Source organism: Enterobacter sp. MGH 24, assembly GCF_000493015.1.
In the GTDB taxonomy this organism is placed as follows: Bacteria; Pseudomonadota; Gammaproteobacteria; order Enterobacterales; family Enterobacteriaceae; genus Enterobacter.
This window is the reverse complement of sequence record NZ_KI535657.1, coordinates 3660143-3678391: the sequence shown is the minus strand read 5'-3', so window position 1 is coordinate 3678391 and position 18249 is coordinate 3660143. Positions and strand designations below refer to the sequence as shown.

General features: G+C 62.6%; 1 protein-coding gene. It reads right to left on the bottom strand.

Translation table 11 applies throughout. The features are described 5' to 3' along the window. Window positions 1-138 precede the first annotated feature (138 nt). Window positions 139-18144, bottom strand: coding sequence for an Ig-like domain-containing protein (locus L370_RS04715; RefSeq protein WP_023335639.1), 18006 nt, complete (start codon window positions 18142-18144; stop codon window positions 139-141). Between the last annotated feature and the right edge of the window lie 105 nt (window positions 18145-18249).

Genomic DNA, 18249 nt, shown 5'->3' with positions numbered 1-18249 from the left:
AATGATACCTTTACGGGATGATTTAAAATCGAACATTCTCTAAACGACCCCGCAAAATAATCTTGTGAAATATAGGGTTATCGCTATTCATGTAAAGAAACGCAAAAAGCCGCGAGGATCGCTCCCCGCGGCGTTGTTTTACGCAATTAACAGCTGATGGTTCGCCAGCAGCGTCGCCAGATCCGTCTGCACGCCGTTCAGCGTCACCAGCGTGGTTGGCGAGAACTGGCCGCCGGTACCGTCCAGGTCAACCTGGATCTCGGTATTGCTGCCGTTCTGCACCACGCGGATGTAATCGCTGATGTTGCCCGCGCTGCTGTCCAGCGTGGCCACGCCGTTCACGTAGCTCGCCGAGCCCGTGCCGGTATAGCCGCTGCCGGAGAGCAGATCGCGCAGGTCAATACGATCCGTGTCCGCGGTCCCTTCCCAGGTGCCGACCGTAAAGCCGTTCACCACGTCGTGACCGTTACCGCCCGTGGCGTCAGACGCGTTGATCAGCTTGTAGAGCAACGTATCGTGACCGCCGCTGCCGATGTTGAAGGTGTCGTTCCCGCCGCGGCCTTCGAACCGGTTATCACCGCTGTTGCCGGTAATGACGTCGTCGAAGTTCGAGCCGTTGATCCCCTCAATGTTGAGCAGTCGTGACGTGCCGAACCCGGTGTCCTGCGCGGTAGAGAGGCGCAGGTCAACGGTCACGCCGGAGGTCGCATTGCGGTAATCCACCACGTCCATCCCGCCGGTGTTGCTCCAGGTGTCGTAGTCGGAATGGGTATTCCAGCCGCCGGAGCCGTTATAGGTATAGGTGCCGTCCTCTGCGATAAAGGTGTCGTTATACCCGGTACCGGTAATGGTCCCGCTGTGGCCGCCGGTGGCGGCTTCGGCCGTCAGGACGTAGCCCTCTTTGCCGTTGCCCGCCTCCAGACCGCTCCAGGTGACGTTATCCGACACGCCGTTGGTAATCTTCAGGATCTCGGCCGAATAGGTTTCATTCGGATCCAGACCGTAGAAGCTCACCAGCGCGGAGGTATCGTTCGAGCCGATACCGGACTGGGCGTTGATGATCTGCGAGGCCACCAGTACGCCCGCGGCGTTGTACAGATTGACCGTGTTGCCGTAGTAGGCGTTGATGCCCTCGCTATCGACAATGTGCAGATGCATCGCGGTGCCGTCAGCAATGGTTTTGCTGTTTTGCACCAGCACCACCTTGCCGTTCTGCTGAGAGACCAGCAGATCCTGCGCGCCGTCCCAGTTGTAGTCCACTGCCGCCACGCCGGTGACGTTCGCCAGACCCGAAGCCAGCTGGCTTGAGGTCCAGGTGGAGCCGTAACCGTTGTTGGTGAACAGGGTCGCCGTCTGCGAACCGCCGTAGGTGCTGAGCTTGATGATGTCCATCTGCCCGTCGCCGTTCCAGTCCACCGCCACCGACAGATAGCCCGCCGTGGCGTTAGAGGCTTCCACCGCACTCTTGGTAGCAGAGAGCTTACCGGTGCCGTCGTTGTAGTAAATCACCCCGCCGTTGTTGTTGTAGCTGCTGCCCAGGTACAGATCCATGTAGCCATCGCCGTTGAAGTCCGCCCACGTCATGGATGCCGCCGTGGTGGTATTCGAGGCGTTTGCCACAAACACGTTCGTCAGGTTCTGACCGATAGAGAGCGTGCCGTTGCCGTTGTTGTTGATCACGGTTAACGAGTACGCGCCGCTGCGGTTGGTGTGCTGAACGATATCCACCGTGCCGTCGTTGTTCAGGTCGACGCCGGAGATTTCGCGCCCGGAATCGAACTGACCGTAGAAACCGCCTTCGCCACCGGTGCCGTCCGGCGACAGAACGCCGTTGTTGTTCACCAGGTAGGTCAGTGAGTCCATGCCGGCATCGCCGTAGGCCAGATCCAGATAGCCATCGCCGGTTTTATCGTACGCAATCACGCCGCCGTACCAGATGGTGGTCCCCATCGCCAGCTGGCTGGCGTTATAGGTGCTGCCATCGTAGGTCCACATCACCTGCGTGGATCCGGCGTAGGTGGTCTCCGTCGCGAAGATATCCTGCGTGCCGTTACGGTCAAAGTCGGCGGCGGTCTGGCTCACCACGTAGTAGCTGCGGGTGTTGGTCAGCGTATTTCCGGCATAGGTCGAGCTATCGCTGCTGGAGTAAGACTGGCCGTTAGCAATGATGTTCCACAGGCCGCTGCTGTTCGTCCCCACCGTCATGGTGGAGTTGTTGCTGTTCCCCGCCGTGGTCGCCCAGTCGGTATTCACCGAGGTGGTATCAATCACCAGGCTGCCGGTCGCCGTTCCGGTCGTGTTGCCGTTACCCGCACTGCTCTTCACCTGCGCCGTCACGCTGTAGCTCGACACGCTCAGCGCATCGCCGTCCGGGATCTGCAGATACCAGGTGTTGTGGTCCGGATCGACCACCACCGCGCCGCCCGTCTGGGAGGTGTAGGTTTTCCCGTTCACCGTTACCACCAGATATTCACCGTTCACCAGATCGGCGGAGACGGTCCCGCTGACAATCGGCGTGGTGTCCGACGTGGTCTGCGCGGTAATCGCCGCCGTGGTGGTCGGGATGCTGGTATCAACGTTCAGCACAAAGCCGTCGGATTCCGTGTAGTTACCGGCCCTGTCGGTGACGCGCACAATGTAGGTGTGATTGCCATCGCTCAGGCCGTTGTCCTGGAAGGACCAGCTTGCACTGCCGTTCATGGTCACCTGGCCGAGCAGGACCCCGTCACGATAGAGCTGCACAATTTCACCGTCGTCCGGAGCGCGGTTAAGTGTACCGTTGATCAGCGGCGAGTTATCGTCCGTTGCCACCGCGCTGCCAAAGGTGCCCTGACGCTCGCCTTCGCCGTCGGTATAGCTCACTACGGTTCCCACCGTGGCTGGCGGCGTGGTGTCTACCGTCACCACCTGAGAGGCGGTGGAGCCGACGTTGCCCGCCTGGTCGATAATCCGCACCTGGTAGGTATAGTCCCCGTCAGGCAGATCGCGGGTATCGGTGTAGCTCCAGCGCTGGTTGGTGACCGTGGTATCGAGCCAGGTGTTTCCGCCGTCCAGACTGATCTGCACGCGCTCGTCGCTTGCCAGCGCGCTGCCCAGCGAGCCGTTGATGGTCAGCGTGGTGTCCATGGTGATGAAGTCACTGCTGGACTGCCCGGTATCTTCGCTGATGCTGTCAACGGTGATGCCGTACTGCGGCGCCTGCGTATCCACCGTTACCGCCTGCGAGGTGGTTGCCCCGACGTTCCCCGCCTGGTCGACGACCCGCACCTGATAGTTATGGCTGCCGTCGGTCAGGGTACGGGTGTCGCTGTAGCTCCACTGCGTACCGCTCACGGTGGCGTACACCCAGGTGCTGCCGCCGTCCATGCTCACCTGCACGAATTCACCCGCGCCCAACGCGGCGCCGAGCGTTCCGTGCAGCGTGTACGAGGTCGAACTGGTCAGGAAGTCGTTATTGTCAAAGCCGGTATCCACGGTGATGTTATCCACGGTCACCGTAATCGCCGCATCCGGGGCGACCGTATCGACGGTCACCTGCTGATGGGCGCTGGCGCCCACGTTACCCGCCGCATCCACCACGCGAACGTAGTAGTCATAGGTCTGGTTACCCAGCGTGCGGCTATCGACGTAGTACCAGCTGTTGCCGGTGACGATCACGTTCTGCCAGGTGACGCCGCCGTCGAGGCTGATCTGGGCATATTCGCCGTCGGCCAGCGTCGCGCCGAGCGAGCCATGCAGCGTCAGGGACGTATCGTTAGTGATAAAGTCGCTGCTGCTCAGGCCGGTATCGTCGCTGATGCTGTCGATGGCGATGGTTTTGCTGGCGTCCGGCGCAACCGTATCAATGGTCACCACCTGGCTGGCGGTGGCGCTGATATTGCCCGCGTCGTCAATCACGCGCAGCTGGTAGTTGTAATCCCCGTCGGCCAGCGTACGACCGTCTACATACGTCCAGCTCAGGCCGCTGACGCTGACGTCGGTCCAGGTCACGCCGCCGTCGAGGCTGATCTGCGCGTGGTCGCCGCTGCCCAGCGCCGCACCGAGCGTCCCTTTCAGGCTGATCTGGTTGTCGCTGGTGATAAAGTCGCTGCCGGACAGGCCGGTATCCTGGGTGATGGAATCGACCGTAATCGTCGTTGCTACAGGCATGGTCAGGTCAATCACCACGTCCTGGCTGTCCGTCGCCCCCACGTTCCCGGCGTTATCGATCACGCGCACCTGGTACTGGTACGTACCGTCCGTCAGGGTGCGGCCATCGGTGTAGCGCCAGGTGGTGCCGGTCACGTTCAGGTCAATCCAGGTGGTGCCGCCGTCGAGGCTGATCTGCGCCTTCTCGTTATTGCCGAGCTGCGCGGTCAGCGAGCCGTTAATCGCGATATGAGCATCGTTGGTGATGAAATCACTCGCGCTCAGGCCGGTGTCGTTTTGCAGTGAGTCAATGCTGATGCCCATCGACGGCGCGGTGAGATCCACGGTAACGCTGTGGTTATCGCTGCCGCTGTTGCCGATGGCGTTGCTGACCTGCGCGTTAATCACGTACGAACCGCCGTCCGCCAGCGCGGTCACGTCTGCGCTGCCCACCGTATAGCTCCAGGTGCCGTCATTCTGGACGGTCGCCGTGTAGGTTTTGCCGTTCAGCGTAATGGTCACCGTCTGGCCCGCCGGGGCGTCGGTGGTGCCGCTGACAACCAGCGGCGTGCCGTGCTCGGCGGCGTTGACGATATCGTCCTGCGCAAAGGTGTTAATGGTGATGGTTGGGACATCGCCGTTCAGCGTCACGTCGTGCGTTGCGCTGCCCGGGTTACCCGCCTTATCGCTCACCGTAGCCGTAATGGTGTAATCCCCGTCGCTCAGGCCGAGGAAATCACGGCCCGGCACGAAGACCGACCACGATCCGTCCGCCCCGACGGTCGCCTGATAGCTGTGCCCGTTGAAGGAGACGGTCACCGTCTGGCCCTGTTCCGCCGTAGTGGTGCCGCTGATGGTCTGGCCCGCCAGCTGCTCCGCGTTGTTGACGATATCGTCATCGGCCACGGTGCTGATGGTCACGGTTGGCGCGACGGTATCGACCGTTAAGGTGTGCGTGGTCTGGCCGTTATTACCGGCTTTATCGTTGACCGAGGCGGTCACCGTCAGCGCACCCTGGCTCAGCGCAGCCAGATCGGCCGCCGGCACGTCGAGCGTCCAGGTGCCGTCGTTTGCCACGGTTGCAGTGTAGGATTTGCCACCCAGCGTCACGGTGACGGTCTGACCCGCTTCCGCGCTGGAAGAGCCGTGCACGGTCAGCGGCTGCTGCGCTTCAAGCGCGTTCAGCATATCGTCACCCGACAGCGTCGCAATGCTCACGACCGGCGCAGTGGTATCCACGCTGAGGCCGTGCGTTGCAGAGGCGCTGTTGCCCGCGCTGTCCTGCGCCGCCACGGAGATCTGATAGCTCGCGCCATCGGCCAGGGCGCCCACGTCGGCGGCCGGAACGGTGGTCGTCCAGCTGCCGTCGCTCTGGATGGTGGCCGTATAGGTTTTGCCGTTCAGCGTCACGGTGACCTGCGTCCCGCTGGCGAACTGGGCGCTGGAGCCGTTAATCACCAGGGACGAACCGGCTTCCGCCGCGTTGATGACGTCGTCACCGCTAACGGTGTTCACCGTCAGCGCCACGGAGGCCGTGTTTACCACCACGTCGTGGGTCTGGGTGCTGCTGTTGCCCGCGCTGTCGGTAATGGTCGCGCTGAGGGTCACGGTGCCGTCGTTGAGCGCGGAAATTACGCTGGCCGGAACACCCACGCTCCAGTTACCGCTGGCGTCAACGGTGGTGGTGTACTGGTTCGAACCGATGGTGATGACCAGCTTATCGCCGACGCTCGCGCCGGTGGCGGTGCCGCTGACGATCTGCGCCTGTCCGTGCTCCACGCTGTTGATGACGTTATCGCCCGCCACGACGTTAAAGCTGACGGTTGGCGGCGTGGTATCAAGCGTAATCGCTTTGCCCGCGCTGCCCGGGTTACCCGCGGCGTCGCTCACGCTGACCTGCACGGTGTAGCCGTTATCCGCCAGAGCGGACAGGTCGGTGCCCGGCACGTTCACGCTCCAGATACCGCCCTGCTGCACCTGCGCGGTATAGCTCTTCCCGCCCAGCGTCACGGTGACCGTCTGACCGACTTCCGCCGTGGTGGTGCCGGAAATGGCCACACCCGCAGCGGCTTCGCTGCCGTTAATCACGTTATCGCCAGCGACCGTATCAATGCTCACGGTTGGCGCGGTGGCGTCTACGCTGTACTCGCGGCCCGCCGAGGCGCTGTTGCCGTTCACGTTGGTGACGCTCACCTGCACGCTGGCATCGCCGTCCTTCAGGCCTGCGAGATCGGCGGAAGGCACGGTGGCCGTCCAGTTACCGTCAGCATCCACCTTCGCGGTGTACGTCTTGCCGCCGAAGGTGACGGTCACGGTCTGGTTTTCCTCCACGTTCGAGGTGCTGCCGGACAGCACCAGATCCGCGCCTTTTTCTGCCGCGTTAATCACGTCGTCGGTGGCAATCGCATCGATGCTGATAGCGACTGCCGCCAGATCCACCGTCACGTCATGGCTGATGGTCACCGGATTGCCCGCCGCGCTCTGGCCTGCAACGGTCACGGTAACCGAGCCCGCAGCCAGGGCCCCGACGTCTGCCGCCGGGATCGCCGCGCTCCAGGTACCGTCTGCCAGCACGGAGGCCGCATAGGTTTTGCCATTGACGGTCACGGTGAGCGTAGTGCCTGCCGCCAGCCCGTCGCTGGAGCCGGTGACAATCAGGTTCTGTCCATGCTCGATGCTGTTAATCACATCGTCGCCCGCGACGGTATCGACGCGCAGGCCCGGCAGGCTGGCGTCTATCACGATGTCGCGCTCGCCCGCGCCGGTGTTCCCGTGGCCGTTGGTGACGGTCGCCGACACGGTCAACTCGCCGTTGCCCAGCGCGGTCAGGACGGATTCCGGCACGTTAACGGACCAGGTCAGGTCGTTCTGCACCGTTGCGGTGTAGCTGTTGCCGCCAATCGTCACGGTCACGGTGTTGCCCGCTTCCGCGTTCGCTACGGTGCCGCTGATGGTCTGGCCTGCGGCCACTTCCGCCGCGTTGATGACGTTGTCGCCCGCCACGGTGTTGATGGTGACGGTCGGCAGCGCGGTGTCGACCAGCAGGTTCGCGGTGTTGCTCACGCTGTTGCCCACGCCGTTGGTCGCGGCGGCGCTCAGGGTGTAGTTGGCTTCGCCGAGACCTGCGAGATCCGCCGCCGGCACCGTCAGGCTCCAGCTGCCGTCCGCCGCAGTGGTCGCGGTATAGTTTTTACCGTTGAGGGTCACGGCCACCACGGTGCCTTCCGCGAGGTTAGCGCTGGTGCCGCTGACGCTCAGATCCTGACCTTTTTCCACCGCGTTCAGGACGTTGTCATCGCTGATGGCGTTGAAGGCCACGGACGGCAGGCCGGTATCGACGGTCACGTTATGCGTGCCGGAACCGGTATTGCCCGCCGCGTCGGTGACTGACGCCGTGACGGTGACGGTGCCGTCGCTGAGCCCGGAAATGACGCTCGCCGGGACGCCCACGCTCCAGTTCCCCGCCGCGTCCAGCACGGTGGTGTAGATCTGGCCGCCGAGGGTGACGGTGACCTTATCGCCCGCCGCCGCGCCGGTGGCGGTGCCGCTGATGATGTGTGCCTGAGCGTGCTCAGTGATGTTAATCACGTCGTCGCCCGCCACGGTGTTGATGGTTACCGCAGGCACGGTCACGTCCACCGTCAGAGTGTGATCGACCGACGCCGGGTTACCCGCTTTATCGCTGACGCTTGCGGTAACGGTCACGCTGCCGTCGGTTAATCCAGCCAGATCCGCCGCCGGAACGTTCAGCGTCCAGCTGCCGTCCGCGCCTGCGGTTGTGGTGTAGTCTTTGCCGTTCAGCGTCACGGTCACGGTCTGGCCCGCTTCGGCGGTGGTGGTGCCGGACACGGTCAGATCGGCCTGAACTTCGGTGGCATTCAGAATATCGTCGTTCGCCAGGGTATTGATGGTCACGGACGGCGCGGTCGCATCCACGCTGTACTCGCGGCCCGCCGAGGCGCTGTTGCCGTTCACGTTGGTGACGCTCACCTGCACGCTGGCGTCACCGTCCTTAAGGTGTGCCAGATCCGCAGACGGTACGGTGTAGGTCCAGTTACCGCTGTCGTCTACTGTCGCGGTATAGATTTTGCCGTTCAGGCTGATGGTCACGGTCTGCCCGGCTTCCACGTTGGTGGTCGCACCGGACAGCACCAGATCCGCGCCCTTCTCCGCCGCGTTAATCACGTCGTCGGTGGCGATGGAATTGATGCTGATGGCAACGGTCGCCAGATCCACCGTCACGTCGTGGCTGATGGTAATCGGGTTGCCCGCCGAGCTGTCGCCGGTAACGCTGATTTTGACGGTGCCTTCCGGCCACGCGCTCACGTCGGTGGACGGGATCGCCGCGCTCCAGGTCCCGTCCGCCAGCACGGTCGCCGCATAGGATTTACCGTTGACGGTCACGGTCAGCGCCGTGCCTGCCGCCAGCCCGTCGCTGGAACCGGTGACGATCAGGTTCTGCGCGTGCTCGATGGTGTTGACCACATCATCACCCGCGACGGTGTCGACGCGCAGGCCCGGCAGGTTAGCGTCGATAGCGATCTCGCGCTCGCCGGTGCCGGTATTGCCGTGGCCGTTGGTGACGGTCGCCGTTACGCTCAGGCTGCCGTTGCCCAGCGCGGTCAGCACGTCAGACGGCACGTTCACGGACCAGGTCAGATCGCTCTGCACCGTTGCGGTGTAGCTGTTGCCGCCAAGGGTGACGGTCACGGTATTGCCCGCTTCAGCGTTCGCCACGGTGCCGCTCAGGGTCTGGCCTGCCGCCACTTCCGCCGCGTTGATGACGTTATCGCCCGCCACGGTGTTGATGGTGACGGTCGGCAGCGCGGTGTCGACCAGCAGGTTCGCGGCGTTGCTCACGCTGTTGCCCACGCCGTTGGTGGCGGTCGCATTCAGGGTGTAACTGGCCTGGCCGAGACCGGCCAGATCCGCTGCCGGCACCGTCAGGCTCCAGGTGCCGTCTGCCGCCGTCGTCGCCGTGTAGTTTTTGCCGTTCAGGGTTACGGTCACCACGGTGCCTTCCGCGAGGTTGGCGCTGGTGCCGCTGACGCTCAGGTCCTGACCTTTTTCTACCGCGTTCAGGACGTTGTCATCGCTGATAGCGTTGAAGGCCACCGATGGCAGACCGGTATCGACGGTCACGTTATGCGTGCCGCTGCCGGTGTTGCCCGCCGCGTCGGTGACTGACGCCGTGACGGTCACGGTGCCGTCGCTGAGGCCGGAAATCACGCTCGCCGGGACGCCCACGCTCCAGTTCCCCGCCGCGTCCAGCACGGTGGTGTAGGTCTGCCCGCCAATCGTGACGGTGACCTTATCGCCCGCCGCCGCGCCGGTGGCGGTGCCGCTGATGATTTGCGCCTGGCCGTGTTCTGCGATGTTAATGACGTCGTCGCCCGCCACGGTATTAATGGTCACCGCAGGCGCGGTGATATCTACCGCCAGGTTGTGGTCCACCGACGCCGGGTTACCCGCCTTGTCGCTAACCGATGCGGTAACGGTGACGCTGCCGTTGGTTAATCCAGCCAGATCCGCCGCCGGGACGTTCAGCGTCCAGCTGCCGTCTGCGCTGACGGTTGTGGTGTAGTCTTTGCCGTTCAGCGATACGGTGACCGTCTGGCCCGCTTCGGCGGTGGTGGTGCCGGACACGGTCAAATCGGACTGCGCTTCAGCGGCGTTCAGAATATCGTCGTTCGCCAGGGTATTGATGGTCATGGACGGTGCGGTCGCATCCACGCTGTACTCCCGGCCCGCCGAGGCGCTGTTGCCGTTCACGTTGGTGACGCTCACCTGCACGCTGGCGTCGCCGTCCTTCAGGCTGCCCAAATCGGCAGACGGTACGGTCGCCGTCCAGTTGCCGCTGGCATCCACCGTCGCGGTGTATGACTTGCCGCCGAAGGTGATGGTAACGGTCTGGTTTTCCTCGACGTTCGAGGTAGTGCCGGAGAGCACCAGATCAGCGCCCTTCTCGGCGGCGTTAATCACGTCATCGGTGGCGATGGCGTCGATGCTAATGGCAACGCTCGCCAGATCCACCGTCACATCGTGGCTGATAGAAACCGGGTTACCGGCGCTGCTCTGGCCAGCAACGGATACAGTAACCGTGCCGGCACTCAGTGCGCCGACGTCTGCGGCCGGGATCGCCGCGCTCCAGGTGCCGTCCGCCAGCACGGTCGCCGGATAGGTTTTGCCGTTGACGGTCACGGTCAGCGCCGCGCCCGCCGCCAGCCCGTCGCTGGAACCGGTGATAATCAGGTTTTGAGTATGTTCGATGCTGTTGATCACGTCGTCACCCGCCACGGTATCCACGCGCAGGCCCGGCAGGTTAGCGTCTATCACGATTTCGCGCTCGCCCGTTCCGCTATTACCCACGCCGTTCGTGACGCTGGCTGACACGGTTAAATCACCGTTGCCCAGTGCGGTCAGCACGTCGGACGGCACGTTCACGGACCAGGTGAGATCGCTCTGCACCGTTGCGGTGTAGCTGTTGCCGCCAATCGTCACGGTCACGGTATTGCCCGCTTCGGCATTCACCACCTTACCGCTGATGGTCTGGCCGGCTGCCAGTTCCGCCGCGTTAATGACGTCGTCACCTGCAATGGTGTTGATAATCACGCCCGGCAGAACGGATTCCACGTTCACGGTGTGTGACGTGCTGGTATTGTTGCCGACGCCGTCCGTTGCTGAGGCGGTAACGGTGTACAACGCTTCACCCAGTTGGCCCACCTGGTCCGCCGGAACGGTGGTGGTCCATTTCCCGTTATCATCCACCTGCGCGCTGTACGCTTTGCCGTTCAGCATCACGGTTACCACCGCGCCTGCCGCCAGACCGGAAGCCGTACCGGAGATCGTCAGATCCTGGGTTTTCTCGCTGTTGTTGATTACATCGTCACCGGAAACAGTGTCAATGGTCAGCACCGGCGCGGTCAGGTTCACCTCCACGCCGTGCGTGGCGCTGTTGCTGTTGCCCGCTTTATCGGTCAGCGCCGCGGTAATGGTGTAATCCCCGGCGGCCAGCGCGGTGACGTCCGCCGCAGGCACGCCCACGCTCCAGTTGCCGGAGGCATCCAGGGTAGCGGTGTACGATTTGCCGTTGAGGGTGACGGTGACCACGTCGCCCGCCGCCGCGCCGGTCACGGAGCCCGTGACAATCAGCGCCTGCGCGTGCTCGGCGCTGTTGATCACATCGTCGTCGGAAACGGTGTTAATAGTCAGCTGCGGGACGGTGGTATCGACCAGCACGTCGCGATCCGCTGAGGCCGGGTTGCCCGCCTTATCAGACACGGCGGCGCTGATGGTGTAGCTGCCGTCGGTAATGCCGCTCAGATCCGCGGACGGCACGGTCACGCTCCAGCTGCCGTTTGCCTGCACGGTGGTGGTGTAGTCCACGCCGTTCATCGTCACGGTGACGGTCTGGCCCGCTTCGGCGTTGGTCACGCCGTTAACGACCAGATCCTGCTGCGCTTCGGCCGCATTGATGATGTTGTTGTCGCTGACAATCTCGATAGACACCGTCGGTGCGGTCGCATCCACGCTGTACTCGCGGCCCGCCGACGCGCTGTTGCCGTTCACGTTGGTGACGCTCACCTGCACGCTGGCATCGCCGTCTTTCAGGCTGCCCAAATCGGCAGACGGTACGGTCGCCGTCCAGTTGCCGCTGGCATCCACCGTCGCGGTGTATGACCTGCCGCCGAAGGTGATGGTAACGGTCTGGTTTTCTTCCACGTTGGTGGTCGAGCCGGACAGCACCAGGTCCGCGCCTTTCTCCGCCGCGTTGATTACGTCGTCCGATGCAATAGGGTCAATGCTGATGGCGACCGCCGCCAGATCCACCTTTACGTCGTGGCTGATGGAAACCGGATTACCCGCCGCGCTCTGGCCTTCCACGGTCACGGTGACCGTGCCCGCGTTCAGCGCGCTGACGTCTGCTGCCGGAATGGCCGCCGTCCAGGTGCCGTCCGCCAGCACGGTTGCGGCGTAGGTTTTACCGTTGACGGTCACCGTTAACGCCGCGCCCGTTGCCAGTCCTTCGCTGGAGCCGGTGATAATCAGGTTTTGCGCGTGCTCAATGCTGTTGATGACATCGTCACCCGCCACGGTATCGACGCGCAGGCCCGGCAGGTTGGCATCAATGGTGATGTCGCGCTCGCCGGAGCCGGTGTTGCCGTGGCCGTTAGTCACGCTTGCTGACACCGTCAGATCGCCGTTACCGATGGCGGTTAAAACGTCAGACGGCACGTTGACCGACCAGCTCAGATCGTCCTGTACCGTCGCGGTCCAGGTATTGCCGCCGACTGAAATGGTGACAGTGTCACCGCTGGCCGCACCGCTCACTTTCCCGCTCAGGGTCTGCCCGGCAGCCACTTCCGCTGCGTTGATGACATCGTCCGTGGCGACAGGGTTGATGGTGACCTGCGGCAGCGCGCTGTCGACCAGCACGCTGTGCCCGGTGCTCGCGCTGTTGCCTGCGGCGTCGGTTACGCTCGCCGTCACGACGTAGCTTGCTTCGCCCAGCGCAGAGACGTTTGCCGCCGGAACGGTCACGCTCCAGTTCCCGCTGGCGTCGGTAGTCGCCATATAGTTAATCCCGTTCAGGGTCACCGTAATGGTGGTTCCGTCCGGCTGGTTGCTGGTGCCGGACACCAGCAGATCCTGGCCTTTCTCGGTTGCGTTGATCACGTCGTCAACCGCCAGGGTATTGATGGCAACCACCGGCGCGGTCAGGGAGACGTCAAACGCGTGCGTCGCGGTGGTGCTGTTACCGGCTTTATCGGTGAGGGTCGCAGCGATCGTCTGGTCGCCATTTGCCAGCGCGCCAACGTCCGCCGCCGGAACGCCCACGCTCCAGTTGCCGGACGCGTCCAGCATCGCGGTGTAGTCTTTGCCGTTCAGGGTCACGGTAATCACGTCGCCCGCCTGCGCGCCCGTCACCTTACCGGAGACGATCAGCGCCTGGCCGTGCTCGGCAATATTGATGACGTCGTCACCCGCAACGATGTTGAACGAAATCTGCGGTACGGTGGTGTCGACCAGCACCGAGGAGCCCGCGCTGGCCGGGTTGCCTGCCTTATCGGACACGGTCGCCGTGACCGCCGCATTGCCGTCGGTGATGCCTGCCATATCCGCCGCCGGCACGTCGAGCGTCCAGCTGCCGTCCGCCTGCACCTGCGCGGTATAGGTGTTGCCGTTGAAGGTCACGGTGACCGTCTGGCCCGCTTCGGCAGTAGAGGTGCCGCTCAGGGTCAGATCCTGCGCCGCCTCTGCCGCGTTCAGCATATTGTCATGGCTGATGGTGTTGATGGTCACCGTCGGCGCGGTGGTATCGACGCTGAACTCCTGCGCCGAAGACGCCGCGTTGCCGTTCACGTTGGTGACGCTAACCTGCACGCTGGCGTCGCCGTCTTTCAGGCCGCTCAGATCGGCAGCCGGAACGGTCCAGGTCCAGTCGCCGTTGGCATCCACCGTGGTGGTATAGGTTTTACCCGCAAAGGTAATGGTCACGGTCTGACCCGCTTCAACGTTGGAGGTGGTGCCGGAAAGCACCAGATCCTGGCCTTTTTCCGCCGCGTTAAGCACGTTATCGTCGGTCACGCTGTCGATGCTGATGGCAACCGGGGTGAGATCCACATCCACAACGGTGCCGATAGCCACCGGGTTGCCGGAAGCATCCTGCGCGCTGGCCTTGATATCCAGCGAACCGTCCGCCCACTGGGAGACATCGGCCGCCGGTACCGCCGCCTGCCAGGTGCCATCCGCCATGACCGACGCTGAATAATCCTTGCCGTTGATAGTCACGGTCACGGTGCTGCCCGCCGCCAGATCGGTGCTGGTGCCGGACACAATCAGGTTCTGAGCGTGTTCGATCGCGTTGATGACGTCGTCACCTGCGACGGTATCAATACGCAGGCCCGGGAGCTGGGCGTCGATACTAAAGTCGAGAGAAGAAGAGCCGGTATTGCCGTGCGCGTTGGTCACGCTGGCGGATACCGTGAGGCCGCCGTTGCCGAGCGCGGTAAGCTGGCTCTCGCTTAACGGCAGGCTCCAGGTCAGATCGTCCTGCACGGTAGCGGTGTAGGTCTGGCCGCCAAGGATGATAGTGACAGTGTCACCTGACGCCGCATTCGTCACCTTACCGGTCAGGGTTTGCCCTGCCGCCACTTCCGCGGCGTTAACGATATTGTCGCCCGCCAGCGTGTCGATCGTCACCACCGGCAGCGAGGTGTCCACCAGCACATCGTGTGAGGTTGACGCGCTGTTGCCGACGCTATCCGTGACGCTCGCCGTCACGGTGTAATGGGCTTCACCCAGCACGCTGACGGCCGAGGCCGGTACGGTCACGCTCCAGTTACCGCTGGCGTCGGTGGTAGCGGTGTAGTTGATGCCGTTCAGGTTAACGGTGATGCTGGTCCCTTCCGGCTGGTTGCTGGTGCCGGAGAGCAGCAGATCTTCGCCCTTCTCGGTCGCGTTAATCACATCGTCCGCCGCCAGCGTGCTGATACCGATGACAGGCGTCACGGTATTCACTACCACATCCAGTGAACTGCTTCCGGTATTGCCGGATCGGTCGGTCACGGAAACATCGATGGTCCAGGTGCCGTCCGCCAGCCCCTGCACGACGGATGCCGGCAGGCCAAGGCTCCAGTTCCCCGCCGCATCCACCACGGTGGTGTAATCGACGCTGTTAATGGTGATGGTCACCCGATCGCCCGCTGCCGCCCCGGTGACGGAGCCGCTCAGGATCTGCGCCTGTGAATGGGCGAGCTGATTAACGGTATTGGTGTCGGTGACAAAGTCGTTAATGGTCACCTGCGGAACGGTGGCATCCACCAGTCCCACGCGATCGGCGCTGCTGCTGTTGCCCGCCACGTCGCTCACGGTTGCCGTCACGGTCACGATGCCATCCGTCAGGGCACCCACGTCTGCCGCCGGGACGCTCAGCTGCCAGGTACCATCCGCCTGAACCGTGGTCTGATACGTTTTGCCGTTCAGCGTCACGGTGACCGTCTGGCCCGCTTCCGCAGTGCTGGTACCGCTTAAGGCTAAATCCTGCTGCGCTTCAGCCGCGTTGATGATGTTGTCGTCGGTCAGGTTATCGAGCGTAATCGCCGGTGGCTGCGTATCCACCGTGACCACGCGCGACGCGTCCGCGCTGTTGCCGCTGACGTTAGTGACGCTGACGCTCACCTGCGCGCGCCCGTCGATCAGGGTTTCCATGGCGCTGGCGGGTACGCTCAGGCTCCAGGAACCGTCCTGCTGCACCTGCGCGGTAAAGGTCTGGTCGGCAAATTTCACCACCACGGTTTGCCCTGCCTCCACGCCCTGCGTCTGGCCGGAAAGGGTTAAGTCCGCGCCTTTTTCCGCCGCATTCAGCAGGTCGTCGCCGGAGACGGTATCAATGGTGACCGCGACGGCGTTCAGATCGAGTTCAATCGGGTGTTCAGCCGCAACGGTATTGCCCCAGGCATCTTCAGCGCTGACGCTAACCGTCATGCCGCCCGCCGTCCAGGCCTGCAGGTCCGCCGCCGGAACGCCGATCTGCCAGTTGCCGCTGGAGTTAACCGCGGTAACGTACTCAACGTTGTTAATGGTGACGACAATCTGCGTCCCCGCGGCCAGATGGGTACTGGAACCGGTGACGCTCAGATCCTGCTGCTGTTCAATGGCGTTGATCACATCATCGCCGGAAATGGTGTTCACGCGCAGGCCCGGCAGCTCCGCGTTGATATTGATATCACGCTCGCCGGTGCCGGTATTGCCGTGTGCGTTGGTGACGGAGGCGCTGAAGGTTAAATCCCCATCGCCGAACGCCTGAAGATCCGCTGACGGAATTTTCAGGCTCCAGGTCAGATCGCTGCCAACCGTTGCGGTATAGCTCTTGCCACCGACGGTTACAGAGACGGTATCGCCCGCCGCCGCGCCACTGACGCGACCGCTGAGGGTTTGATCGACGCCCGCTTCGGCGTTATTGACCAGGTTGTCGCCCGCAAACGTATTGATAATGACCTGCGGAAGGACGGTATCCACCAGCAGATTCGCTTCGGCAGAACCGCTGTTACCCACGCTATCGGTACCGCTGACGCTGACGGTATAAAGCGTGTTCGCCAGATTCAGGACGTCGGACACCGGCACCTGGACCGCCCAGATACCGTTTTCGACGGTAGCCTGATAGTTGACGTTGTTCAGCGTCACGGTGACGGTGGTGCCGTCCGGCAGATTGCTGGTGCCGGTCAGGCTCAGGGGCTGCATCGCCTCCTGGGCATTCAGGACGTTATCCTGGCTGATGGCGTCAATCGTAAATTCCGGCGGGTGTCCGCTCAGCGTAATGCCGTGCGTGGCGCTGCCGGTGTTGCCTGCCGCGTCAGTGACGGAAACCGAAAGCGTGTGGTTGCCTTCTCCCAGCGCGCCCAGCACGGACGCCGGAACGCCGACGCTCCAGCTGCCGTCGGCCTGCACCACACCGGTGAAGGTCTGGCCGCCAAGGGTCACGGTGACCACATCGCCCGCGGCGGCACCGTTTGCCTGCCCGGAAACGATCTGCGCCTGGCCCTGCTCGCTGGTGTTCAGAATGTCGTCACCCGCGACGGTGTTGATCGTCACAACGGGTGCTGCGGTATCGACGGTAAAATCGGCTGTGGTGGTAGAACCGTTACCCGCTTTGTCGCTGACGTTGACCGTCAGGGTGTGTTCGCCGTTCGCCATCGCCTGTACTTCACTGGCGGGAAGCGTGACGGACCAGGTACCGTCGCTGCCCACGGTCGCGGTGTGGTTTTTGCCGTTCAGCGTGACCGTGACAATCTGGCCCGCTTCCGCATCGGTTTTACCCGTCAGCGTTAACGGCTGATTGTGTTCAGCGGCATTAATGATGTTGTCCTGCGCGATTGCGTCGACGGACAGCGTCGGTGCTACGGTATCAACGCCAATCGTCTGGCTGCCGCTGACGGTGTTACCCGCCGCGTCTTTACCGCTAACGTTAACCGTCCAGGTACCGTCGCCCAGCGCCTGCGCGTCTGCGGCAGGCACCTTCACGCTCCACGCGCCGTTTGCTCCCACTTCTGCGGAATAGGTCTTGCCGTTCAGCGTCACGGTGAGTTCGGTACCCTGCGCCAGGTTTTTACTGGCGCCGGAGAGCGTGAAGCCCGCAGACTGTTCGCTGGCGTTGATCACGTTATCACCCGCCGTGGTGGCCAGCGTTAACGTGGCATCAGCCGTCGACACGGTTACGGTAATGCTCCCCGCAGAGGTCGTTTTGCTGCCGTCGATCTGCACGACGGACCAGGTATGTTCCCCGTCGGTCTGGCTCGGGAGTTTTACCGTCCAGGTGCCGTCCTTCGCGACCATAGTGCTGGCAATGGTGCTGCCGCTGCTGTCTTTGACCTGAATGGTCGCCCCAGGCTGCCCCGTACCGCTAAAGGTTGGGGTGTTATCATCCGTGACCTCTTTTGCACTCAGCACGCCCTGCTTGTCACCCGCTTTATCCGATAGCAAGAAGGTCGGCGTCGCGCTTTCCACTTCTTTCGTGTTATCAATGACTTTTGTTTTAGTTTCGCCGTCACCGCCGTTTGCCAGCAGCGCCCCGATGGCACCGCCGCCTAACGCAGCTCCCGCAATCCAGCCCCACGGCGCGTCGCTTAAAACACTTTCCTGCTCAAGGAAAGGTTGAATGCTGCTAATCGGTGTGGCCTGCGCGGTTAACTCGGTCACCGCAGCGCCTGACGCTTCCCCGGCATCGGCAAAAGAAATATGTGTCAGTTCCTGACGGTCGTTGAACACCAGTTCTGACTGATTATGCGTTTCTGGATCTTCAACAAAATAGTTATTGCAGCGAATAACGCTGCCATCTTTCATATAAATGAGGAGGTCTTTACCCTGGCGGACATAACGCACCACATCCTGAGCAGAACCCTGGATTTCAATCACGCTCGGCGATGAAATAGAGACCGACAGATTTCCTTCGCCGGTTAATTTCGTTTTCTCCGCCGTTTTGCGAATGATGACATCAACAACCTTTACGTTACTCATATTTCTCTCCTTGCAGGTGTACGGATTCCTGTGGATATGTCCACCAGACGGATGTAGCTATCCCTGGGAAAAAACACCCATTATTTTCAGTCTTACTTTGCGCAA

Coding starts and splice junctions, on each gene's coding strand:
- L370_RS04715 (WP_023335639.1), bottom strand. CDS start 18,144: ATGAGTAACGTAAAGGTTGTTGATGTCATCATTCGCAAAACGGCGGAG.